Below are 23328 nucleotides of genomic sequence, written 5' to 3'. Positions count from 1 at the left end.
TGTAATGGTAGCACCGCACTGCCCGCTAACCTCACCTCTCCGCTGAATCGCGGCGAGAACACAACAACCAGATTAAAGCCCTGTCGCGTTGTTGCGTGAAGCGTGGTGCCTGTTGCGTTAGTTAGTATTATGCAGATCAATAATTTCGTTATCGGCCAGGGCCTGCTTTTTCTCGCTGGATCCCTTGGCGTCATCGTTGCGACGGGCTTCCAGTTCGGCCAGATAATCCACCGTGATATTGCCTGCCAGATACTCCCCATTGAACACGGAACAATCGAAAGACTCCACCTCCGGGTTTCCTTCACGGCAGGTGTCCACCAGATCTTCAAGATCCTGGTAGATCAGGCGATCGGCGCCAATCAACTGACAGATTTCATCGGTAGTGCGATCGTGGGCGATCAGCTCCTTGGCCGCCGGCATATCGATGCCGTAGACGTTGGGGTATTTCACCGCCGGTGCGGCAGAAGCAAAGTACACGTTACGTGCCCCGGCTTCGCGGGCCATCTGGATAATCTCGTTACAGGTGGTACCACGGACGATGGAATCATCCACCAGCAGCACATTCTTGCCCTGGAATTCCAGCTCAATGGGGTTCAGTTTCTGGCGCACGGATTTCTTGCGCTGCTGCTGGCCCGGCATGATAAAGGTCCGGCCGATATAGCGGTTCTTGATGAAACCCTCGCGGAATTTAACACCCAGATGATTGGCCATCTGCAGTGCAGAGGTGCGGCTGGTGTCCGGGATCGGGATGACCACATCAATATCGTGATCTGGCCACTCACGCTCCACTTTTTCCGCCAGCTTTTCACCCATGCGCAGGCGAGCCTTGTAAACGGAAATGCCATCGATGATGGAGTCCGGACGAGCCAGATAAACCTGCTCGAAAATACATGGATGCAGGCTTGGGGTTTCCGCACACTGTCGAGTGCACATTTCCCCTTCGGCAGTGATATAGATGGCCTCCCCCGGTTCCAGATCACGAACCAGATGAAAACCCAGCGAAGACAGTGCAACGGACTCCGAGGACACCATGTACTCAGGACCCTGCGGGGTATCCTTGCGGCCGAAACAGATCGGACGAATGCCATGGGGATCGCGGAAAGCCAGGATCCCATAACCGGTAATCATGGCGACCACTGCATAAGCCCCTTCCACACGTTTGTGGACGGCCGCTACCGCGTCAAAAATATCCGCAGGCTCCGGTTGCAGCTTGCCACGGCGCTGCAGTTCATGGGCAAACACGTTCAACAGCACTTCGGAATCGGAATTGGTATTGATGTGGCGCAGGTCAGCCCGGAAGATGTGCTCGGCCAGCTCCTCAGCGTTGGTCAGATTACCGTTGTGGGCAAGGGTAATCCCGTACGGGGAGTTCACGTAAAATGGCTGGGCTTCCGCGGAGCTTGAGCTGCCTGCGGTGGGATAACGCACATGGCCAATACCCATGTTCCCTACCAGGCGGCGCATATGACGAGTGCGGAAAACATCACGCACCATGCCATTGTCCTTGCGCAGATACAGTCGGTCTCCATCACAGGTCACGATACCTGCTGCGTCCTGTCCGCGATGCTGCAGAACGGTCAGTGCATCGTAGATGCCCTGATTCACATAGCTATGGCCGACAATGCCCACAATGCCGCACATGGTTTTTTCCTCTAGCTGCCGCTTACATTCATAACGAGGGCGAGAAGACTCTCGCCCATTTCCCGGGTCCAGGTTTCCAGCATCACCAGATGTGGAACCAGGGTGGATTCCTGCCACCACTGGTCGTCAGCAAAGACCTGACGACCAAGGGCAACCAGCACTACCATAAGCAAGATACCGCGCAGGGCACCAAACACCATTCCCAACAGACGATCGGTACTGCTGAGTCCCGTCACCCGGATCAGTTCACCCAACAAATGACTGATCAGCGCCCCTACTACCAGGGTCAGGGCAAACAGGGAACCAAAGGCAACAATAAAGCGCAGACTCGGGGTGGATATCTGGTTTTCCAGCAGCAACTCAAAGGCCGGACTGAACAGGCGCGCGATGATAAAGGCCGCCACCCAGGTGAGCAATGAAAAGGCTTCGCGGGTGAAGCCCCGGCGCACGCTCAACAGTGCTGAAATTGCAATTACGACCAGAATGATGCCGTCAGCCAGATTCATCAAAAACGTGCTCTTGCGGGCAAAGTGCGCTTGAGTGGATGGCAACGGCCTGGTGTGATGCCCACATCAGGACCGTGTGAATTCAGAACGGCGGAGTTTAACAGAGGCGGACCGGCTATGCATGCCGAAACCGCCATTCAGGGTGCGTAGATTCGGACCAGGCCATCCAGATTGAAACGGGAATCGTTCGCGAGCCGCTGGCGGGTCTGCTCGGCATCTTCCTTGCGGATTTCCGGGCCTACCATGACCCGGTGGTAGAGGTTGCCGTCACGGGAATCCGTCTCCATATAGGCCCGGAACCCCGCCTCCTTGAGGCGAACAAGCAACGCGTTGGCACTGTCCTGCTGAGTGAAGCTGCCAACCTGTACCACAAAACCGGCCAGCACCGGATCATCCCCGGCCGACAACGCCGGAGGGGGCGGCGTGGTGAGGGTTTCCAGCACCTGCTCCTTGCCATCGGCAGGAGGAGCTGCGGGGGGATTACCGGGTTGCCCGGCAGCAGCCACGATCTCGTTACGGTCGCTCTGCATGCGCTCTGCAGCAGCCGCTTCCACCTCTTCAGAGACCACCGGCTCCACCACCACCGGCTGGTAGTCCGGCGCCGGAGGAATCTCCATATTGAGGGCGGTACGAATCTGCGCCGGGGTACGGAACACCAATGGCGATAGAATCGCTGCCAGTATCAGCAACAGAACGGCGCCAATCAGGCGCTGTCGAATCTGCTTATTCACTCTGCCCTTCCTTCGTCACCTGCCAGGCTTCAGCAACCGTATAGAACGACCCGAAGACTACCACCTGATCGCCGGGATTGGCAGCGGCCAGTGCACAGGACAAGGCTTCAGCCACAGAGTCACAAACCTGTTGTGACTCACCTGCCGGCAACACGGCTGTCAGTTGTGCCACCGTAGCCGCACGAGGCATGGCCGGCGCGCACAGGAACCACCGGCTTTGCTCCCCGCAAAAACAGGCTGCCACCTCCGCCAGAGGCTTGTCAGCCATCATCCCGAACACCAGATGGCGCTGCCCCCGACATTCAGGCAACAAGGTGCGAAACCGGGACACCGCCGGCAGGTTGTGGCCCACATCAAACCAGCAATCCACTCCCTGCAGGAGACGGTACTCACAGCGCCCCATCAGAGACAATGAGCCGGCCGCGTCAACGGCCGCCTGGGTCACACTCACACCGGCCAGTTTCAACGCCTGACAGGCGGTGGCAAGGTTATCCGCGCCCAGCACCACGTGTTCGGGGCAGCGCAGTTGCTCACCGTCGGCAAATGCCAGTACCCCCTCCCCGGCCTGCACCGCGAATTCCCGCCCGGCAAGGAAGCCGTTTGCCTGATAGTCCCTGACCAGCTCACTCAGGTTTTCCGGCCAATCCTGCTCTCCGTAGACCAGAGGACGCCCGGGGCGGGCAATACCGCACTTTTCAGCACAGATGGCTTCCCGGGTATCCCCCAGCCAGTCCTGATGATCCAGCCCTACGGACGTCACCACCGCCACATCCGGATCCACCACATTGACCGCATCAAGACGCCCTCCCAGTCCGACTTCCAGTAGTACCAGGTCGGCATCACTGCCAGCAAACAACCACAGCGCCGCCAGAGTGGTGAACTCGAAATAGGTCAGCGCCACCTCACCGCGGGCCTGTTCTACCTGCTCGAAGGCGGCACAAAGCTGTGCATCGCTGGCCAGGCCGTCCGGCAGCATCACGCGCTCATTGAAATCAATCAGATGGGGAGAGGTATACAGACAGACCCGGTGGCCCGCGTCACGAGCCAGGGCTGTCATCAGGCGAAGGGTAGAACCTTTACCATTGGTGCCAGCCACAGTAATGACCGGCACTGACAGCGTTTCCACGGCGAGACGCCCGGCAACGGCACGCAGACGGTCGAGACCCAATTCGATCTCGGCCGGATGCATGCCTTCAATGCGGGCGAGCCAGTCGGCAAGAGATGCCGGTGTATCAGTCGGCCTCATTCACTTCCAGTGGCCAGGCCAGCATGTTGGCGAGCACCCGGTGCAGGGTATCGCGCATGTCATGGCGGCTGACGATCATATCGATGGCACCGTGCTCCAGCAGGAACTCACTGCGCTGGAAACCTTCCGGCAGCTTCTGACGCACGGTCTGCTCAATCACACGCGGACCGGCAAAGCCGATCAGGGCATTGGGCTCAGCCACGTTCACATCACCCAGCATGGCCAGGGAGGCAGAAACACCACCATAGACCGGATCGGTGAGCACAGAAATGAACGGCAGCCCCGCCTGGCGCATCTTTTCCAGCGCTGCGGAGGTTTTGGCCATCTGCATCAGGGAGAACAGGGCTTCCTGCATCCGCGCACCACCACTGGCAGCGAAACAGATCAGTGGCAGCTTGTGCTCCAGACAGACGTTGACGGCACGCACGAAACGCTCGCCCACCACGGAGCCCATGGAGCCACCCATGAAGTTGAATTCAAAGGCAACAGCGACAACGCCCTCGCCCTTGAGCTTGCCCTTCATGGCGATCAGCGCATCGCTTTCCTCGGTGCTCTTCTGGGCCGCCACAAGGCGATCCTTGTACTTCTTGGAATCCTTGAACTTGAGACGATCCACTGGTGCCAGCTGGCTGCCGATCTCGGTCAGGGAGCCTTCATCAAGGAACATCTTGAGGCGCTTGCGCGCGCCGATGCGCATGTGATGATCGCATTTCGGACAGACGTCCAGGTTGCGATCCAGCTCCGGCTTGTACATGACCCCGTCGCAACGCGGACACTTGCGCCACAGACCCTCAGGAATATTGGTCTTGCGGGTTTCCTGGGGGCGCCTTACGGCGGGTAGGATTTTCTCCAGCCAGTTGCTGCTGCTCATGCAAAGGTCCTTACGTGTCCATGGCGTTGCGCATGGCGGACAGAATGTCGCTGATGGCCTGATTGATGGCGGCAGGGTCGTCCTGATGCTCCTTTACCTGGTTCACCAGAGCACTACCAACCACGACGCCATCTGCCACTCGACTGACCGCCTGTGCAGATTCAGCGTCTTTGATACCAAAGCCAACGCCAATGGGCAATTTGGCAAGTTTGCGAATTGTTTCAACGCGCCCTGCCACCTCGTCCACATTGAGGGTCGCCGAGCCGGTTACCCCCTTCAGGGAAACGTAGTAGAGGTACCCGGAACCGGCTTCACCAATCAGCTTGATACGCTCATCGGAGGTGGTCGGAGCAACGAGGAAGATCAGATCCAGACCAGCCTCATCCATCACCGGTTTCACCTCCAGCGCTTCTTCCGGGGGTAGATCCACCAGCAGCACCCCGTCCACGCCCGCCTCGGCAGCCGACTTGGCAAAGGTCTCGTAGCCCATCACCTCAACCGGGTTGAGGTAACCCATCAAAACCACCGGCGTGTCGTTGTTGGTTGTGCGGAACTCGCGGACCATGGCCAGCACATCCCGGGTGGACGTGCCGTGGGCCAGGGCACGCTCGCAAGCCAGCTGGATCACCGGGCCATCGGCCATGGGATCGGAAAACGGCACCCCCAGCTCGATAATATCAGCCCCGGCCTCAACCATGGCGTGCATCAGCGGCACGGTGACTTCCTTGCTGGAATCCCCGGCCGTGACATAGGGAATCAGCGCCTTGCGATTTTTTTCTGACAGGCTGGCAAAACAGCTTTCGATACGGCTCATTAACGATAACTCCTTAAAACTCGATACCGTCAATGGCGGCAACAGTCAGAATGTCCTTGTCACCACGACCGGACAGGTTCACCACGATGTTCTGTTCCGGGCTCATGGTCTGCGCCAGCTTGCGGGCGTAGGCCAGCGCATGGGAAGACTCCAGTGCAGGCATGATCCCTTCTACCTGGGTCAGTTCCCGGAAGGCCGCCAGGGCTTCGGTGTCATCCGCAGCTACGTACTGCACGCGACCCACATCCTTCAACCAGGCATGTTCAGGGCCAACACCCGGGTAATCCAGACCCGCTGACACCGAATGGGTCTCGATGATCTGGCCATTGTCATCTTCCATCAGGTAGGTGCGGTTACCGTGCAGCACACCCGGGCGCCCGGCAGAGAGCGGCGCCGCGTGTCGACCGGTCTCAATGCCATCGCCCGCCGCTTCCACACCGTACATGGCCACGGACTCGTCGTTCAGGAACGGGTGGAACAGGCCGATGGCGTTGGAACCGCCGCCGACACAGGCCACCAGCGCATCCGGCAACTGGCCGGCCTGCTTGAGGCTCTGTTCGCGGGCTTCACGGCCAATGATGCACTGGAAGTCGCGCACAAGCAGCGGATAAGGATGCGGCCCTGCCACGGTACCAATGATGTAGAAGGTATCATCCACGTTGGTCACCCAATCGCGCATGGCTTCGTTCATGGCATCTTTCAGGGTTTTTGACCCGGAGGTGACCGGAATCACTTCGGCACCCAGCAGCTTCATGCGATACACGTTGAGCTTCTGGCGCTCCACATCCTCCGCACCCATGTAGACCTGGCACTTCAGGCCAAGACGTGCAGCCACCGTGGCGGTAGCCACACCGTGCTGTCCTGCCCCGGTTTCTGCAATTACTCGAGGCTTGCCCATGTGCTTGGCCAGCAACGCCTGACCAATGGTGTTGTTCACCTTGTGGGCACCGGTATGGTTGAGATCTTCTCGCTTGAGCCAGATCTTTGCGCCGCCGAGCTGCTTCGACCATCGTTCCGCCAGATACAGGGGGGACGGGCGACCCACATAATGCGCCAGGTCGTAATCGAAATCCGCACGAAACTGCGGATCATCCTTGAGACGCTCATACATGGCCTTGAGATCGTCCAGAGCCCCCATCAGGGTCTCCGAAACAAAACAGCCACCGAACTGGCCAAAATGGCCGCGTGCGTCAGGAAAAGCAGAAAAATCAGGGCGTTCAGACACCAGCTACTCCTCGTTTTTTGACACTGTTGATAAAGGCGCGGACTTTGGAGGCATCCTTGATCCCCCCCTGGCGACCCTGAACCGTATCCAGTTCAACACCACCACTCACATCCACTGCCCAGGGCCGCACCTGTGTCACGGCATCGGCCACATTGCCCGGGTGCAGGCCACCTGCCAGCACCAGCGGCAAGGACAGGTCATCAGGCAACCTGTCCCAGTTAAAGGTTTCCCCGGTACCACCAGGAACACCGGGAACATAGCTATCCACCAGCAACCCGGCGGCTTCATGGTAGTCACGGGCACATTGATGCAGATCCACATCTGCCTTCATGCGCACCGCCTTCATCCAGGGGCGGCCGTGCCCCATACACTGCTCCGGGGTCTCGTCACCATGGAACTGGAGAAGATCCAGCGGCACGCTGTCCAGCACGCCGGCGATCTCATTGCGATCTGCATTGACGAACAATCCCACCGTGGTCACGAAAGGCGGCAGACTGCGACAGATTTCAGCAGCCTGTCGAACGCTGACCGCGCGCGGGCTGGGAGGATAAAAGACAAGTCCGATAGCGTCGGCGCCGGCTCGTGCAGCAGCAAGCGCATCCTCAACCCGGGTAATACCACAAATTTTGACCCGAGGAATCGTCTTGAGGGTCTGCTGACGGTGCATTGTTGCCTCTGAAACTGTCGATAAGATACTGACTGAAAGCGGTTTACGGTATGGGGTCGTGCCAGTTACCTGCTTCGCCTCAAGCCGCTACCCATCGGGCACCTTGAAACCCGCAGGCTCCGAAACAGGCGCTGTAGTGTAGCAAATCCCAGCCGCTAGCGGGCTAATTATGCTGAACCGAATGTATCCAGTTGATCCGGGAGCCACAATGGGCCCAGCGGCTCTTTCGGCAAGGCGAATTCTTCCGGGTATTCAATCTCTACCAGATAGAGACCGTAGGGATGCGCCGTCGCCGCGGCTTGACGGCGATCTCTTGCCGCAAGCACCTCACCCGCCCACTGCGGCGGTTTCTTGCCAGCCCCCACCGCCATCAGCACACCAGCCATATTACGCACCATATGCATCAAGAAGGCGTTAGCATGGGCCTCGAGCACAATGACCTTGCCATGTTCGTACAGCCTGAGACTGTGCAGGGTCTTGTGAGGCGACTTCGCCTGACAATGCACACTGCGGTAAGAGGTAAAGTCATGGCTGCCCTCCAGATACGTCGCGGCAGCACGCATGGCCTCGATGTCGAGAGGGCGATGATTCCAGGTCACCTGGTTTCGATACAGGGCCGGTGGCCGGGAATGGTTATAAATCACGTAACGGTATCGTCGGCTGACCGCCGAAAAGCGGGCGTGAAAATCCTCACTCACCGGGGTCGCCCAGCGAATGGTGATGTCATAGGGAAGATTGGTATTGCCTCCCATGATCCAGCTCTTCATCTCCCGTGGAGCATCGGAATCAAAATGCACCACCTGACCGGTACCATGGACTCCCGCATCCGTGCGCCCGGCACAGACAACCGCAACCGGATGATTGGCCACTTTGGAGAGAGCCTCTTCCAGGCATTCCTGCACCGTTCGAACCCCGGGCTGCTGGGTCTGCCAGCCGCGAAAATCCGTGCCATCGTACTCGATACCCAGCGCAATTCTTGCCATCTCAACCTCATCGCTACAGACAGTTGCCAGCCCTGTTGACCCCGGCAGCGGTGTCTTCAGCCGCGCAATGTAGCCTTGTCAGAATAAAAACGAAAGGTCACAGCGCCCGGGTACCCTGCCCCGCTAAGGCCAATGCCCTGTGAAAACATCCTCGCCAGCGAGTTCAGCCGGCAACCGCCGCCTCTCGCTTGCAGGCAAGCTCCCACAGTTCGCTCCCGGTTTTGCCTTTCGCGTGTTGCATGCTGCGTGAAGCCTGTTGCCGCCAGGCGGTGGCCACAAAAAAAAGGGCGTTACCGAGGTAACGCCCTTTTTTGTGGCCACTCTGCGGCCGGGAAGGCGGTGTTAGCCCACCTGCCCCATCAGCTCGCGGGCTTCTGCCTGCTGCTGGTCGTTACCTTCGGAGATCACTTCGTTGAGGATATCCTTGGCGCCCTCTGCGTCACCCATGTCGATGTAGGCCTTGGCCAGATCGAGCTTGGTGGCGTTTTCATCGGTCTCGCCCAGGAAATCGAAGTCGTCTTCGTCGGACAGCAGGTCGGCGCCGGCCGATGCAGGAGCTGCAGCGGTTTCCGGTTCAGCCGGCACTTCCGCTGCTTGCGCTGGCGCAGCATCAAGATCCAGTGAGAGACCGTCATCAGTGGCGGCATCGTCACCCATCAGAGAATCCAGATCCAGGGTGTCGTCGTTGCTCTCTTCCAGATCTGCAGTCTCGGCAGTGGCAGTACCGGCATCGTCAAGCTCAAGCTCGAGATCCAGGTCGTCATCTCCTACCAGATCTTCAAGCGAAGCTTCTTCGCTGGCCGGGGCTGCCTTTTCTTCTTCCGGTTCTTCCAGATTGAACGAGGTAATGTCATCGAGAGAATCACTGGTTGAAGAGGCTTCCAGGGACTTCTCTGCTTCGTCCAGCTCAAGATCCAGATCAGTAAAGGTGTCGTCACTGGCAGACTCTGCAGGGGCGGCAGCGTCACTGTCGGTATCCAGATCCAGATCATCCAGGGACAAATCCAGCTCATCATCGGAAGCGGCAGCGCTGCTGCTGTCCTCACCCACGCCACTGAACTCATCGCTCATGTCACTGAGGTCAAGATCACCGTAGCTGGTGTCGCTGTCATCCAGGGTGGCACTGCTCACATCGTCCAGATTGAGAACCGGAGAGGCCCCCAGGGACTGGCGATCAGCATCAGACATTTCATTGTCTTCTGCCGGCGTGTCATCCAGGGAAAGATCGGCACTGCCATCCTCTTCGTCTTCGTCCAGGATCAGGGTCTCATCCCCGCTCAGCTCATCGCTGCCATCCAGATCAAAGTCGAAGTCACCCAATTCATCAGCCACAGAACCGCGGCTTTCTTCCTGTGCAGACTCTTCATCTGCACCGCTATCCAGTTCCATGGTCGGAACTTCAGGCTCTTCCATTTCAGAAGACAGACCCATTTCCAGATCATCCAGGGACAGCTCGTCGTCATCGGATGAAGCAGCCACCTCCGGCACATCCCCACCCAGGCGGGCAATCGCTTCATCAACTGCCGGAGACACGCCGGCAAAGGCCGTTACCTGCTGATCGAAACCATCTTCATCGTTGGTTTCCTTGAGCAGTTCAAGCAGACGAACCTTCAGGTCATCACGCTCGGGATGCTTGTTGATTTCATTACGGAGAAAGTCTACCGCCTGCGGATAACGACCATAGGCCACATAGACTTCCACATCTTCCATGGGATCCAGGTTGCTGTCCTGTGGAGTATGACCGTCATCATCACTCTCCCCAGCTTCAGCCGCTACCGCACCGGCATCATCGTCTTCCAGATGCAGGCCGAAGTCGTCCTGATTCTCTTCATCGAATTCGTCGAACAGGGAACCATCATCCTCGGGCTCCTCATCCTGCTTCTTGCGTCGCAGCAGCAGGAATACCAGCAACAGGATCGCCAGTGCACCCAAAGCGATGTAAAGCAGGTTTTCCATCAACAGCTCGACAATGCCGGCCTGAGGCTGAGGAGCAGGCTGGGCCGGAGCCGGCTGGGGCTTGGCCACTTCCGGCGCCTTGGTCACGGCAGCCGCTTCCGGCTTGGCAGCCACAGGCTCTTCCGCGTCGGCAACAACGTCGTCACCGGTCACTTCACCGGCACCATCCACAATAGCGTCTTCAGCAACAGGCTCATCGCCTTCTACGGCAGCCTCTTCCGCCGGTTGCTCGCCATCGACAACCTCTTCCGCTGCACTGTCGGCAACATCCCCTGCTGCGTCTTCCGCCGGCGCCTCAGTGGCAGCCACTTCTTCCACCGGCTGGGTCAGCGGATCATCCGCCGGGGCCTCAACGCCCTGGGCTTCACGCAGCTTGCGCAGCTCTTCCTGCAGTTGGCTGATCTGGTCGTTACGCAGCTGCAGCAGCTGTTCGCTGGTCTCGCTCTGGGATTCCAGGTCCTGCAGGCGAGATTTCAGTTCCGCATTCTCGCGATCAAGCCGATCGAGATTTTCATCACGAATGGCCAGCTCGTTTTCCAGTACTGCAGTATTGGCTGAACCCTGCTCTGCAGAGCCGGTGCTATCGCCATCAGCAACACTGTCAGTGGATTCTGGTGAAACCAGTTTCACCTGACCGGTTTCCGGCCCCATATCCTCGTCACCGGCATCAGCTACTTCACGGGAACCGTCCAGCTGGGCACGCTGCTGAGGCGCAATCTGAATGCCACGCTCTTCGAGCATGTCACGCCACTTGCGATTCTGGTCCGCCACTTCTACCAGGGCGTTACGGGTGGAAACGGAGCGCACTTCCTGCTCGTTGGGAATGCGCAACACCGTACCTTCACGCACCAGATTCACGTTGTTGTCGATGAAGGCATCCGGGTTCATGTCCTGAATCGCCACCAGCATCTGCTGGACAGACACACTGTCAGCGGGGCGGGTATTCAGGGCAACACGCCACATGGTGTCGGAAGCCTTGACGGTGTAAGTCTCGCGGGCACCGCCAGTGCTCATGGGTGAGCTGGTTGCGACGCTCTCAGCCGGGGCAGCTTCCACCGGAGCCGGGGCGGGAGCCGGGGCCGGTTCGGGAGCGACAGAGGGCTGAGTGCGGGTTACCGGCGCTGGGGCACGGGTAATGGCAGGCACAGAGGTGGTTGCGCTGTCGGAGAAGCTGGGCGGGTCCAGCAGTACCGTGTACTCGCGCATCAGGCGGCCGGTGGGCCACAGAAATTCAACCAGAAAGTTCAGGTAGGGTTCGCGAACCGGCTGGTCGGTGGTGACATACAAGACAGCATTGTCACCCCCGGTCAATTCGACGGAGAACTCCAGACGATTGAGAAAATAGCTGCGCTCTACACCCGCAGCATCAAATTCTGACTGCGGAGCCAGATTGACCAGAATTTCCTCGGCAGACAGGTCACCCACTTCGTGCAGGGACACCTCCATCTCCAGAGGCTGGTTCAGGTAGGAGTTAAGTTCGTAATCCCCAACCCCAAGCGCCACCGCCATGGCAGGCGTCATCATCGCCAGTGCGGTAAAGCCAAACCCAAGTTTTCGCAGCATGGTCGAACCCTTTATTTATTATGTTTCCCGCGCTCTGCCCCTTCCTCCGGGAGCTTCCGGACAGCCCCCAGGCGGCAAGCAGTTCCATGACACTATTCCCTAATTCTGCCCCCGGTTGGAAGCAAAACCTAGAAACCGCGTCACATAATGTCAGTAAGTATCCATTACAGATAGTCTTTTAGCAACTTCTCAACAATCATGACCGCGTTCAGGGCAGCTCCCCATCGGACATTGTCAGCGACGCTAAAATAGCTTAATGCGCCAGTGCCTTCCATATCTTCACGGATTCTTGATACCCGGACTGTGGGCTCGCCTTCCACCATCGCTACCGGCGACATGGCCTGGGGGTCTTCATTTTCCTGCATATCCAGGTCTGGCTGCCCCTCCAGCACCGTTATCGCCTGGCCGGCAGACAGGGGCTGAACTGCCCTCACGGTGACACTCTGGCCATGACCGTAGAACACCGGCACCCGCACCATGGTGGCCAGAACCGAGAGGGGCTGGCCGGCCAGAACCCGGCGGGACTCCAGCACCAGCTTGAGCTCTTCACTGGTATAGCCATTTTCCTGAATCTGACCACTGACCGGCAGAGCATTGAAGGCGATCTGGGCGCGAGCATCCTCGCTTGGCGTCATGCCATTGAGCAATCTCACGCTCTGTTGAGCCAACTGGTCTACCCCGCTGCGCCCAGTAGCCGACGCAGCCTGAAGCTGGGTCACCACCACTTCCTGGACCGGCGCCAGATCATTGAGTGGCTTGAGCACCCTTAACAACTGCACGGTGCTGGCATCGGCACAGGCCACCATATTGGTTTCCCGGGCCTGAGCAAGCAGCTCGTCATTTACCCCTGCCACAATCAGCGGTACGGCATCGTCGTACCGGTAGGCCGGTGACAGATCCACCACCAGGGCACCGGCTTCCGCTGCCAGCGGCGCCAACGCCTGACTGGTGGGCGCACCGGCTGCAAATATCGCCACTTCCACACGGGAGAAATCAAACTGATCCGCTTCTCCCACAGTCAGTGAGCGGCCGCCAAAGGTCACCCGGGAACCAGCGCTATTGGCAGACGCCAACACATGGAGCTCTCCCACCGGAACCTCTCGCTCGGCCAGTAGCTTGATAATGGCTTCGCCCACCAGGCCAGTGGCGCCCACGACGGCCAGATTGATTGTACGCATCTCTTACCTCTTCCCGGCCGACACACTCTGCCTGTCACCACTGATACGGGATGACGGGCTGGCGCCCTGCCCCTGATTGTTACTCGTCCAGAAACACAAACGCGGGTAAGGCCGTGCAAAGACAAGGCCAAACCCGCGCTTTCGGCTTCTTTCAACCGCTGAGTGTTAACGCTCCAGCAGGATTCGCAGCATCCGACGCAGCGGCTCAGCGGCACCCCACAGCAGCTGATCACCTACGGTGAAGGCATTGAGGAAATCATTGCCCATGTTGAGCTTGCGCAGACGCCCTACCGGAATCCCCAGGGTGCCAGTCACCGCCGTGGGGGTGAGGTCACGCAGGGTGTCTTCCTTGTTGTTGGGCACCACTTTCACCCAGTCGTTGGAGCGGGCAATGATGTCGTTGACCTCGTCCATGGGCACGTCTTTGGTCAGCTTCACGGTCAGCGCCTGGGCGTGACAACGCATCGCACCGATACGCACGCAGGTGCCATCCAGAGCGATCGGGTTGGCGGAACGCCCCAGGATCTTGTTGGTTTCGGCCTGGGCTTTCCACTCTTCCTTGCTCTGCCCGTTCTCCATTTCCTTGTCGATCCAGGGCAACAGGGAACCGGCCAGGGAGTGGCCGAAATTGGCGGTGGGCAGCTCACTGCTGCGCATGGTCGCCGCTACCTGACGATCAATATCCAGGATAGCACTGGCCGGGTCCGCCAGTTTGTCAGCCACATCACCATGAATCTTGCCCATTTGCGCAATCAGCTCACGCATGTTCTGGGCACCGGCACCGGAAGCCGCCTGATAGGTCTGAGAGCTGGCCCACTCCACCAGACCTTCGTTAAACAGGCCACCCAGCGCCATCAGCATCAGGCTGACGGTGCAGTTACCGCCCACATAATCCTTCACGCCGCTGTCGAGGGCCTGATCGATCACCTGACGGTTGACCGGATCCAGCACGATGACGCTATTGTCAGCCATACGCAGCGCAGAGGCGGCATCAATCCAGTAGCCATCCCAGCCCGCTTCGCGCAGCTTGGGGTACACTTCATTGGTGTAGTCGCCACCCTGACAGGTCACGATCACATCCAGACCTTTCAGTTCATTAATACTCTTGGCATCACCCAGGGCAGGAATATCCTTGCCCACATCCGGGCCAGCCTGACCGACCTGGGAGGTCGAGAAAAAGACCGGTTCGATATCTGCGAAATCATTTTCGGCAGTCATCCGCTCCATCAGAACAGAACCCACCATGCCACGCCAGCCGACAAAACCGACTTTCTTCATTGGAAACTTGTCTCCTGAAAGGATTGCCCTTTCTATATCAGTGAATAAACGGGAAAACCTGTGCGGTTTGGTTACGCGTTGGCCAGAGCCTCGGCCACGGCGCTACCCATTTCTTCGGTGCTCACTTTGCGAGTGCCCTCGGTATGGATATCCGCTGTACGCAGCCCCTTGTCCAGCACGGATTCCACCGCTGCCTCAATGGCATTAGCCACATCGCCCCGCTCCAGGCTGTATCGCATCAGCATGGCCAGAGACATGATGGTGGCGAGCGGATTGGCAATCCCCTGCCCGGCAATATCCGGGGCGGAGCCGTGACAAGGCTCGTACAGACCCTTGCGGTTCTCATCCAGAGACGCAGAGGGCAGCATTCCGATGGAGCCGGTGAGCATGGCGGCTTCATCGGAGAGAATGTCACCAAACAGGTTGCCGGTGACAATCACATCAAACTGTTTCGGCGCACGCACCAGCTGCATGGCCGCGTTGTCCACATACATGTGCGACAACTCGATTTCCGGGTAATTCTTTGCTTCTTCGGTGACCACTTCCTTCCACAGTTCGGTCACTTCCAGCACGTTGGCCTTGTCCACGGACAGGACGCGTTTGTCACGCTTCATGGCCAGTTCAAAAGCCACCTTGGCGATTCGGCGCATTTCCGACTCGGAATACACATAGGTATTGAAGCCGACCCGCTCGCCATTCTCTTCCTTGATGCCGCGAGGCTGACCAAAATAGATGCCTCCGGTCAGCTCACGCACGATCAGAATATCCAGTCCGGAGACCACTTCCGGCTTGAGACTGGAGGCATCTGCCAACTGCGGGAAGAGGATGGCCGGACGCAGGTTGGCGAACAGACCAAGAGAAGAACGCAGTCGCAGAAGGCCACGCTCGGGACGCTTGTCCCGTTCAATGGTGTCCCACTTGGGACCACCAATAGAGCCGAACAGAATGGCATCTGCGGCACGGGCCTTCTCAAGAGTACTTTCAGGCAGCGGATCATTTTCTGCATCCACCGCCGCGCCGCCCACCAGGGCCTCATCCAGCTCTACATCGAGGCCAAACTTCTCTTTGGCGACGTTCAGCACCTTTACCGCTTCATTGACGATTTCCGGGCCGATACCATCACCGGGCAACACAAGTACCTTGCTCATTGACTGCTTCCTGTTCTACTGCCTGCCCTGACGGGCATTAAAAGTTCTTGGTTTTCAGTACCGCGTCCGGTGCGCTGGTTTCGATCAGCTCGAGGGTATAGTCCTCTGCGCCATCAGCCGCCTTGATACGCAATTCATAGGTACCGTTTTCTACAAAGTTGTAGCGGAATTTGCCAAAGCGAAGAATACCGCCCTGATCTGCAAACACTTCGATGGAGTGCTTGCCCGCTTCCAGCTCGACCGATTCCGCACCGGCCTGCTCGGAGATCCGCTCACCATCCACCTTGAACAGGGAAGCCTTGGCTTCACTGCTGGTGGGCATCTGCCAGCCTGAATCTGCTGCATCATCAGCCGGAACAGACAACTGGTTATCGATACTCAGGGCCGCCAGGCCATCACCGCTGGGCGCATCATACATCCCGGTGGATGCACAACCGGTCAGCACCAGTACCGAACACAACGACAAAACTCTCAACATAACGCCTCCAGGGAGTTTTCTTCTTTTAATAATCCTGGTTTCCGGTTTACTGGAAAATCCAGGGCTCCTGCTCAGCGCGGCGTTCTTCATAGGCGCGAATGCTATCGGCTTCGTTCAACGTCAGACCGATTTCATCCAGACCATTAAGCAAACAATGCTTACGGAACTCATCAATCTCGAATGCCAGCGGCTCACCCGCTTCCGGAATCACCTGCTGGCTATCCAGATCGATGGTAATCCGGAAACCTTCCTTGCCTTCCACCGCCTTGAACAGGCTTTCCACGTTATCTTCCGACAACACAATGGGCAATAACCCATTCTTGAAGCAGTTGTTGTAGAAAATGTCGGCAAAGCTTGGCGCGATGATCGCCCGGAAGCCGAAATCCATCAGCGCCCACGGCGCATGTTCACGGCTGGAGCCGCAACCAAAATTGCGACGCGCCAACAGGATGCTGGCCCCCTGGTAACGGGGTTGATTGAGCACAAACCCTTCATTCAGAGGGCGTTGGCTGTTGTCCTGGCCAGGAAAACCTTCGTCCAGATAGCGCCATTCATCAAACAGATTCGGGCCGAAGCCGGTACGTTTGATGGATTTCAAAAACTGCTTGGGGATGATCTGATCGGTGTCCACATTGGCACGATCAAGCGGCGCAACCAGACCATCGTGACGAACAAACTTTTCCATGATGACTACCTCGTTGCGGCCTCAGGCCGGTTCCAGTTCGCGGATATCGACGAAATGACCCGCTACTGCAGCGGCAGCAGCCATGGCCGGGCTCACCAGGTGAGTACGCCCACCATTCCCCTGACGCCCCTCAAAATTACGGTTGGAAGTAGAGGCACAGTGCTCGCCGGGCTCAAGCCGATCCGGGTTCATGGCCAGACACATGGAACAGCCTGGCTCACGCCATTCGAATCCGGCAGCGACAAAAATCTTGTCCAGACCTTCCTGCTCCGCCTGCTGCTTGACCAGACCGGAACCCGGCACCACCAGTACCTGCTTGACGGAATCTGACTTCTTGCGGCCTTTGGCCACTTCCGCCGCGGCCCGCAGATCTTCGATACGGGAGTTGGTGCAGGAACCGATGAACACGCGATCCACCTTGATATCGGTGACCGGCATGCCCGGCTTCAGGCCCATGTATTCATAGGCACGCTGCATGCCTGAGCGCTTCACTTCATCGCTCTCGGCGGCAGGGTCCGGCAAATTGGCATCCACGGAAATCACCATTTCCGGGCTGGTGCCCCAGGACACCTGCGGACGAATGTCGGCCGCATCAATGGTGATATCTTCATCGAACACCGCATCGTCGTCGGACACCAGACTGCGCCAGTATTCCACCGCCTTGTCCCAGTCAGCGCCCTTGGGAGCGAACGGGCGACCTTTGACGTAGTCGATAGTGACATCATCCACCGCTACCATACCGGCACGGGCGCCCGCCTCGATGGACATGTTGCAGACGGTCATACGGCCTTCCATGGACAGGCTGCGAATGGCAGAACCGGCGAACTCCAGCGCAAAACCGGTGCCACCGGCAGTACCGATGACGCCAATGATATGCAACACCACATCCTTGGCGGTCACGCCGGCACCCAGTTCGCCTTCCACGCTGACACGCATGTTCTTCATCTTCTTGGCCACCAGAGTCTGGGTCGCCAACACATGCTCCACCTCACTGGTACCAATACCGTGAGCCAGACACGCCAGCGCACCATTGGTGGAGGTATGGGAATCACCACACACCACAGTCATACCAGGCACCACGGCGCCCTGTTCCGGCGCCATCACGTGCACGATCCCCTGACGCACATCACCAATGCCGAACTCGGTGATACCAAACTCTTTGGTGTTGTCCTGCAGGGTCTGCACCTGGATGCGGGACGTTTCGTCCTTGATCTCGGCAGCGGATTTGAACGGCGTGGTGGGCACGTTGTGATCAATGGTCGCGACGCTGGCACTGGTGCGCCAAGGCTGCCGCCCCGCCAGACGCAGGCCTTCAAATGCCTGTGGCGATGTCACTTCATGAATGATCTGGCGATCGATGTAGATCAGGGCGGAACCATCCTCACGCTCGGCTACGAGGTGGGCATTCCACAACTTGTCATAGAGAGTTTTGCCGGCCATCTCTTTCTCCCTGGGCCCCATTTGGAGCGCTACTGGCTGAGACCACAAAATGCGCTGGTCTATCACTGGTGAATAATGTAGGGTTCAGCCATCAATAAATCCAATTCATATTTTTCATTTTTAAGATAACCAATTATTATCCCCACCAGAGACGAATCAGGATCACTGGGAATGATAGACACGCCGACTCTCACCGCCTTCATGGCCGTCGCCGAAACCGGCTCCTTCTCTGCCGCAGCCGAGCGCCTTTACATCACCCAGCCGGCCATCAGCAAGCGCATTGCCCTTCTGGAGCAGCAGCTCGACGCTCGCCTGTTTGACCGCGTGGGACGGCAGATCAAGCTTACCGAAGCCGGTAATGCACTGATGCCGCGAGCTCGCCAGGTATTGATGGATGTGGAAGACATGGCCCGGGCGATCCATGATCTGTCGGGAGAGGTGTCCGGCAAGTTGAGAATCGGCACCAGCCACCACATCGGCCTGCACCGCCTGCCACCGGTATTGCGGCAGTTTTCCCGGGACTACCCCAAGGTCACCCTGGATATCCATTTCATCGATTCAGAGGAAGCCTGGGAAGGGGTACTGCATGGGGAGCTGGAGATGGGCGTGGTAACTCTTCCCCCCCAGCCTGACGAACGTCTGCATAGCGAAGTGATCTGGCAGGATCCTCTGGTGTTTATGTGTGCACCGGAACACCCCCTTGCCCGTCAGGAAAACCTGACCCTGGAAGCCCTCACCGGGCACAGCGCCATCCTGCCCTCCCCGGTCACCTTCACCCGTGGGATCGTGGAGCGACTGTTTGATGAACATAACCTGAAGCTGGACATCGCCATGTCCACCAACTATCTGGAAACCATCCACATGATGGTGTCCATCGGCCTGGGCTGGAGCGTACTCCCTGCCACCATGGTGGACCAGGGTGTGGTGCAGTTACCGGTAGATGCCCCCCTGCCCGAGCGCCAGCTGGGGGTCGTTACTCACCCGGCCCGCAGCCAGTCCAATGCCGCCCAGGCATTTCTGCGCGCACTACGCAGCCAGTAACGCCAACCTGAGTGCTGGCTCGCTCGCGAACACCTCGCGGCCTCAGCTCTGTTCAGTCCCGTCAGGACTTGCCCTGAAGTCCTGACGGTTTACGTGTCTCGAGATGCGTCACACACCACCGGATAAACCAGCCTGCGTAGTCAGGACATCATCAGTTTCGGCTCAACCTCTGTCAGGCTGGCGTGGCTGCGTACCTCAATGCGTGGCTTCCGTGCCATGTTGATCAACATTCGGGTACTGTTGGCGGAGCCCGGAAAACTACTGAATCCCATAATCCAGCTACCGAATTCACGGGCATGTTCACTACTGGCAATGGCCGGACGAATGGCCTGTGCCATCAATTCCACCTCATCCGCTGACACCGGCGGCATCATGGCGATGAAACCGTGCCGTGAAAATCTGGCCACCAGACTGTCACCCGAAAATGCTGCAGAGAACGCCGCCGCCGCCGCCTGCACCAGCTGGTTGGCCTGTACCTCCCCCTGCTGACTAAGCAATGTCTGATAATCCTTCAATTCCATGTACACCAGCGAGAAGGGGTCTCCGGAACCCGCCAGCCGCTGCAGCAGGCGTTGGTCAAAGTGATGCCGTGTGGCCAGACCAGACACCTGATCGGCATTGGCTCGCTTTTCCACCCACGCGGCGCGCTGTTCGCGCACGGCTTTCTCACGCTCAATCTCACGAAAATCCTGCAATGCAACGATCAACGCGATGAGCAGGAACACAGCGGAAATCACCGCCATGGGGATACCCATCCAGTCACCGCGCAGCAGATTGGACTGCGGAATGGCAGACTCCGGACTGTAGATGGCTGCCGCCATGCCAGTGTAATGCATGCCGCAGATAGCAGCCCCCATTACCAGGGCAGCCACCGTCTTGGTCATGAACACGTATTGTTCCGGCACCTGGCGCACCGCCCGGCAGATCACCATGGCCGCGCCGGAGGCTCCCACCGCAATAAGAACAGACAACCAGAACAACAGTGGGTCATAGCTGATCTGCGGATGCATCTGCATCGCGTACATGCCACCGTAATGCATGGCACAGATGCCGGCCCCCATGATCAGGGAACTGGCCACGATGCTGCGCGCCTTCACTTCCGGTCGGGTAATGACATAAAGCGCCAGGGTAGACGCCAGCACCGCCGGCACCCAGGACAACAGGGTCAGCCCGGCATTAAAGCTCATCTCCATTTCCATGGGCATGGTGTAGGCACTCATCCCCACAAAGTGCATGGACCAGATGCCGGAGCCGAGACACACCCCACCCATGGCCAGCCAGAATTTTCGTGCCGGTCCCTGAATGACAAACAGACGAGTACCAAAATAGAGCGCAATATAGGAGGCAATTACCGCCACGAAATAAGAAGCAAGAACCAGAACCGGATCGTAACTACCCTGCACGACAAACCCCTCATTGACGTGAAGTCGCGCAAGCTACATTGCCATTACAAATAATAACAATAGGCCTTTGCTATCATGGTGATAGCAAAATGAAGCCCGTTCATTTCACACAAAAATCACGCATATCCTGATTTATCTTGGCAAAAATACTCCCTCACCCGGAAAAGCTCCCGTTCAGGGCAGCCTTGCCACCCGCCCGGCCACCATCAACATGGCCGCACACAGTGACACAAGTGCCGCAGCATAAAACAACTGAATCCCCCACACCGGCCAGAACAGGCCTGACAATCCGGCCCCCGCCGCCCAACCAGCGCCAAAACCCAGACTGGAATAGAGTGCCTGGCCCTGCCCTGCCAGAGCATCACCAAACTGACGATGCACCCAGGCAATGCTGGCAGCATGAAAACTGCCAAAGCTGGCGGCATGCAGACACTGTGCGATCAACAACCAGAACATGTTGCCATCACAGCTGCCAATGATCAGCCAGCGCACCGTGGCAAGCAGAAGGCTGCCGGTGAGGATCCACGGGATCGAGAAACGTCGCATCAACTGGTGCATGACCAGAAACAGACCCACTTCTGCCAGCACCCCCAGTGCCCACAGGGCACCGATGGTCATCTTGCTGAATTCCAGATTTTCAAGATGAATACTGAAGAAGGTGTAATACGGCCCGTGGGACATCTGCATCAGGAACGACGCCACCAGAAACAGATAGACTTCGCGCCGGGCCAACACTGTCCAAATGGAATGATTCTCCCCACGGGGGCTTTCCACACTGGCAGATCCCGATGGCAAGGTCAGGGTGCCCAGCCACAAAAGCCACAGGAAACCACTTAACACCCAGGGCAGCAGTTCCGTGCCCATCTGATCCAGCAGCTCTCCGAGCACCAGCACCGAGACAATGAATCCCACCGACCCCCACAGCCGCACATGACTGTAGCGATGGGACCGATCCCCCAATGACTGCAGTGTCAGCACCTCGAACTGGGCCAGCACCGCATTCCAGAAAAAGCTGAATGCAATCAGCAGGAACGCCATGTTCCAGAAAGTATCGATCCAGAACACCGGCATGAACGCCAGCGCTGCCAGCAGATTGCCGGCACGAATGATGCGCAGCCGCTGACCACTGCGATCAGCCAGCCAACCCCATAAATTGGGGGCACCAATCTTGGTCAGCTGGGGGATGGCCATCAGCGCGCCAATGCCGGCGGCGCTGAAGCCGAGATCTTTCAGATACAGGGACCAGTAAGGCACCAGGGCGCCCAGCAGCCCGAAGTAGAAGAAGTAAAACCCGGAGAGACGCCAGTAATAAGGGAGTGGCGACGCCCTCTCTGTGAGAGGGCGCTCGGTCATGCCTGCCCCGGAATCGGCGGGAAAGGTACATCCACGTCGGCATTCTGGCCGCGATGGCGCAGATAGTGATCCATCAGCACCAGTGCCAGCATGGCTTCGGCGATCGGCGTCGCGCGCACCCCCACACAGGGATCATGACGGCCTTTGGTCACCACCTCGGAGGCTTCGCCCTCAAGGTTGATGCTCTTGCCGGGAATCAGAATGCTGGAGGTGGGCTTGAGCGCCATGGCCACACGAATCGGCTGGCCGGAACTGATGCCGCCGAGTACGCCACCAGAGTGATTGCTGAGGAAGCCCTGCGGGGTCATTTCATCGCGGTGCTGCTCACCACGCTGATTGACGACGTCGAAGCCATCACCGACTTCCACGCCTTTCACGGCATTGATGGACATCATCGCCTTGGCCAGATCCGCATCGATACGGTCAAACACCGGCTCGCCCCACCCCGCCGGTACGCCTTCGGCGAACACCTCCACCCGGGCGCCAATGGAGGAACCGTCCTTGCGCAGGGCGTTGATCAGGCTTTCCAGCTCCGGCACCTTGGCCGCATCCGGAAAAAAGAACGGATTACTATTCACCACGGACCAGTCGAACTGCTCCGCCTTCACTGCGCCAATCTGGGTACAGCCGCCATAGATATGAATGCCGAGTCGGCTTTCCAGGAACTTACGGGCAATGGCACCGGCGGCCACGCGCATGGCCGTTTCGCGGGCAGAGGAACGACCGCCGCCACGGTAATCGCGGAAACCGTATTTCTGGGTGTAGGTGTAATCCGCATGGCCGGGACGGAAGGTACCGGCAATGTTGGAGTAATCCTTGGACTTCTGGTCGGTATTCTCGATCAACAGACCGATGGAGGTGCCAGTGGTCTTGCCCTCAAACACACCGGACAGGATCTTCACCTGATCCGGTTCTCGGCGCTGGGTGGTGTATTTGCTGGTGCCTGGCTTGCGGCGATCCAGTTCCACCTGAAGATCTTCTTCACTGATCTCCAGACCCGGGGGGCAACCATCGACAATGGCACCCAGGGCCAGACCATGACTTTCACCAAAGGTGGTAATGCGAAAACGCTCACCAAAACTGTTGCCGGACATGCGACTCCTCAACCGGTCAGGCTGACC

General features: G+C 58.3%; 20 protein-coding genes. 1 reads left to right on the top strand and 19 read right to left on the bottom strand.

Annotation, left to right across the window (positions count from 1 at the left end; all coding sequences use genetic code 11):
• Positions 1-117: 117 nt before the first annotated feature.
• From purF to leuC, 16 genes are all read right to left on the bottom strand, one after another.
• Positions 118-1641, bottom strand: a complete 1524-nt coding sequence (purF, locus tag MWU49_RS01255; RefSeq protein WP_246967093.1) for an amidophosphoribosyltransferase — start codon at positions 1639-1641, stop codon at positions 118-120.
• A gap of 11 nt (positions 1642-1652) precedes the next feature.
• Complete coding sequence (locus tag MWU49_RS01250; RefSeq protein ID WP_246967092.1) at positions 1653-2147, bottom strand: CvpA family protein; 495 nt, start codon at positions 2145-2147, stop codon at positions 1653-1655.
• A 137-nt stretch (positions 2148-2284) separates the two neighbouring features.
• The gene (locus tag MWU49_RS01245; RefSeq protein ID WP_246967089.1) at positions 2285-2878 is read right to left on the bottom strand and encodes an SPOR domain-containing protein; all 594 of its coding nucleotides are present in this window, start codon (positions 2876-2878) and stop codon (positions 2285-2287) included.
• On the bottom strand, positions 2871-4124 hold the full coding sequence (locus tag MWU49_RS01240) for a folylpolyglutamate synthase/dihydrofolate synthase family protein (RefSeq protein ID WP_246967087.1): 1254 nt from the start codon (positions 4122-4124) through the stop codon (positions 2871-2873). The genes MWU49_RS01245 and MWU49_RS01240 overlap by 8 nt, the downstream gene beginning before the upstream one ends.
• Positions 4111-4995 (bottom strand): acetyl-CoA carboxylase, carboxyltransferase subunit beta, encoded by an 885-nt coding sequence (gene accD / locus MWU49_RS01235; RefSeq protein WP_246967086.1) that lies wholly within the window; start codon positions 4993-4995, stop codon positions 4111-4113. Before accD ends, MWU49_RS01240 begins: the two co-directional genes overlap by 14 nt.
• A 10-nt stretch (positions 4996-5005) precedes the next feature.
• Positions 5006-5809, bottom strand: coding sequence for a tryptophan synthase subunit alpha (gene trpA, locus MWU49_RS01230; RefSeq protein ID WP_246967084.1), 804 nt, complete (start codon positions 5807-5809; stop codon positions 5006-5008).
• 13 nt (positions 5810-5822) lie between these two features.
• Positions 5823-7034: a tryptophan synthase subunit beta gene (trpB, locus tag MWU49_RS01225; RefSeq protein WP_246967083.1), complete on the bottom strand. Its 1212-nt coding sequence runs from the start codon at positions 7032-7034 to the stop codon at positions 5823-5825.
• Positions 7027-7701 (bottom strand): phosphoribosylanthranilate isomerase, encoded by a 675-nt coding sequence (locus tag MWU49_RS01220; protein WP_246967082.1) that lies wholly within the window; start codon positions 7699-7701, stop codon positions 7027-7029. The genes trpB and MWU49_RS01220 overlap by 8 nt, the downstream gene beginning before the upstream one ends.
• Positions 7702-7868: 167 nt before the next feature.
• Positions 7869-8684 (bottom strand): tRNA pseudouridine(38-40) synthase TruA, encoded by an 816-nt coding sequence (truA, locus tag MWU49_RS01215; RefSeq protein WP_246967081.1) that lies wholly within the window; start codon positions 8682-8684, stop codon positions 7869-7871.
• A gap of 342 nt (positions 8685-9026) precedes the next feature.
• Positions 9027-12203: a FimV/HubP family polar landmark protein gene (locus MWU49_RS01210; protein ID WP_246967080.1), complete on the bottom strand. Its 3177-nt coding sequence runs from the start codon at positions 12201-12203 to the stop codon at positions 9027-9029.
• Positions 12204-12367: 164 nt separating this feature from the next.
• Positions 12368-13381 (bottom strand): aspartate-semialdehyde dehydrogenase, encoded by a 1014-nt coding sequence (locus tag MWU49_RS01205; protein ID WP_246967079.1) that lies wholly within the window; start codon positions 13379-13381, stop codon positions 12368-12370.
• Between the two features lie 165 nt (positions 13382-13546).
• Positions 13547-14659: an aspartate-semialdehyde dehydrogenase gene (gene asd / locus MWU49_RS01200; RefSeq protein WP_246967078.1), complete on the bottom strand. Its 1113-nt coding sequence runs from the start codon at positions 14657-14659 to the stop codon at positions 13547-13549.
• 71 nt (positions 14660-14730) lie between these two features.
• On the bottom strand, positions 14731-15807 hold the full coding sequence (gene leuB / locus MWU49_RS01195) for a 3-isopropylmalate dehydrogenase (protein WP_246967077.1): 1077 nt from the start codon (positions 15805-15807) through the stop codon (positions 14731-14733).
• A 37-nt stretch (positions 15808-15844) separates the two neighbouring features.
• On the bottom strand, positions 15845-16285 hold the full coding sequence (locus tag MWU49_RS01190; protein WP_246967076.1) for a hypothetical protein: 441 nt from the start codon (positions 16283-16285) through the stop codon (positions 15845-15847).
• Between the two features lie 46 nt (positions 16286-16331).
• Positions 16332-16970 carry a 3-isopropylmalate dehydratase small subunit gene (gene leuD, locus MWU49_RS01185; protein ID WP_246967075.1) on the bottom strand — a complete coding sequence of 213 codons (639 nt, stop codon included), beginning with the start codon at positions 16968-16970 and terminating at the stop codon, positions 16332-16334.
• Positions 16971-16991: 21 nt separating this feature from the next.
• Complete coding sequence (leuC, locus tag MWU49_RS01180) at positions 16992-18410, bottom strand: 3-isopropylmalate dehydratase large subunit (RefSeq protein ID WP_246967074.1); 1419 nt, start codon at positions 18408-18410, stop codon at positions 16992-16994.
• Positions 18411-18581: 171 nt separating this feature from the next.
• Between leuC and MWU49_RS01175 the strand changes: the two genes are divergently transcribed.
• Positions 18582-19451 carry a LysR family transcriptional regulator gene (locus MWU49_RS01175; protein ID WP_246967073.1) on the top strand — a complete coding sequence of 290 codons (870 nt, stop codon included), beginning with the start codon at positions 18582-18584 and terminating at the stop codon, positions 19449-19451.
• Between the two features lie 140 nt (positions 19452-19591).
• Here MWU49_RS01175 and MWU49_RS01170 read toward each other — a convergent pair whose 3' ends face one another.
• The 3 genes from MWU49_RS01170 to aroC form a co-directional block, all read right to left on the bottom strand.
• A complete protein-coding gene (locus MWU49_RS01170; RefSeq protein ID WP_246967071.1) occupies positions 19592-20854 on the bottom strand; it encodes an MHYT domain-containing protein in 1263 nt (420 codons plus the stop codon).
• 174 nt (positions 20855-21028) lie between these two features.
• On the bottom strand, positions 21029-22207 hold the full coding sequence (locus MWU49_RS01165; RefSeq protein WP_246967069.1) for an MFS transporter: 1179 nt from the start codon (positions 22205-22207) through the stop codon (positions 21029-21031).
• Entirely contained in the window at positions 22204-23301 is a 1098-nt protein-coding gene (gene aroC / locus MWU49_RS01160; protein ID WP_246967068.1) for a chorismate synthase, read from the bottom strand. Before aroC ends, MWU49_RS01165 begins: the two co-directional genes overlap by 4 nt.
• Positions 23302-23328 lie beyond the last annotated feature (27 nt).

Origin of the sequence: Alcanivorax sp. S6407 (genome assembly GCF_023016115.1) — a bacterium.
Lineage (GTDB): Bacteria > Pseudomonadota > Gammaproteobacteria > Pseudomonadales > Alcanivoracaceae > Alcanivorax.
Note: the sequence above shows the minus strand (reverse complement) of the source record. Positions and strands in the feature narration are given on the sequence as shown.

Coding starts and splice junctions, on each gene's coding strand:
- purF (WP_246967093.1), bottom strand. CDS start 1,641: ATGTGCGGCATTGTGGGCATTGTCGGCCATAGCTATGTGAATCAGGGC.
- MWU49_RS01250 (WP_246967092.1), bottom strand. CDS start 2,147: ATGAATCTGGCTGACGGCATCATTCTGGTCGTAATTGCAATTTCAGCA.
- MWU49_RS01240 (WP_246967087.1), bottom strand. CDS start 4,124: ATGAGGCCGACTGATACACCGGCATCTCTTGCCGACTGGCTCGCCCGC.
- accD (WP_246967086.1), bottom strand. CDS start 4,995: ATGAGCAGCAGCAACTGGCTGGAGAAAATCCTACCCGCCGTAAGGCGC.
- trpA (WP_246967084.1), bottom strand. CDS start 5,809: ATGAGCCGTATCGAAAGCTGTTTTGCCAGCCTGTCAGAAAAAAATCGC.
- MWU49_RS01220 (WP_246967082.1), bottom strand. CDS start 7,701: ATGCACCGTCAGCAGACCCTCAAGACGATTCCTCGGGTCAAAATTTGT.
- truA (WP_246967081.1), bottom strand. CDS start 8,684: ATGGCAAGAATTGCGCTGGGTATCGAGTACGATGGCACGGATTTTCGC.
- MWU49_RS01210 (WP_246967080.1), bottom strand. CDS start 12,203: ATGCTGCGAAAACTTGGGTTTGGCTTTACCGCACTGGCGATGATGACG.
- MWU49_RS01205 (WP_246967079.1), bottom strand. CDS start 13,381: ATGCGTACAATCAATCTGGCCGTCGTGGGCGCCACTGGCCTGGTGGGC.
- asd (WP_246967078.1), bottom strand. CDS start 14,659: ATGAAGAAAGTCGGTTTTGTCGGCTGGCGTGGCATGGTGGGTTCTGTT.
- leuB (WP_246967077.1), bottom strand. CDS start 15,807: ATGAGCAAGGTACTTGTGTTGCCCGGTGATGGTATCGGCCCGGAAATC.
- MWU49_RS01190 (WP_246967076.1), bottom strand. CDS start 16,285: ATGTTGAGAGTTTTGTCGTTGTGTTCGGTACTGGTGCTGACCGGTTGT.
- leuD (WP_246967075.1), bottom strand. CDS start 16,970: ATGGAAAAGTTTGTTCGTCACGATGGTCTGGTTGCGCCGCTTGATCGT.
- leuC (WP_246967074.1), bottom strand. CDS start 18,410: ATGGCCGGCAAAACTCTCTATGACAAGTTGTGGAATGCCCACCTCGTA.
- MWU49_RS01175 (WP_246967073.1), top strand. CDS start 18,582: ATGATAGACACGCCGACTCTCACCGCCTTCATGGCCGTCGCCGAAACC.
- MWU49_RS01165 (WP_246967069.1), bottom strand. CDS start 22,207: ATGACCGAGCGCCCTCTCACAGAGAGGGCGTCGCCACTCCCTTATTAC.
- aroC (WP_246967068.1), bottom strand. CDS start 23,301: ATGTCCGGCAACAGTTTTGGTGAGCGTTTTCGCATTACCACCTTTGGT.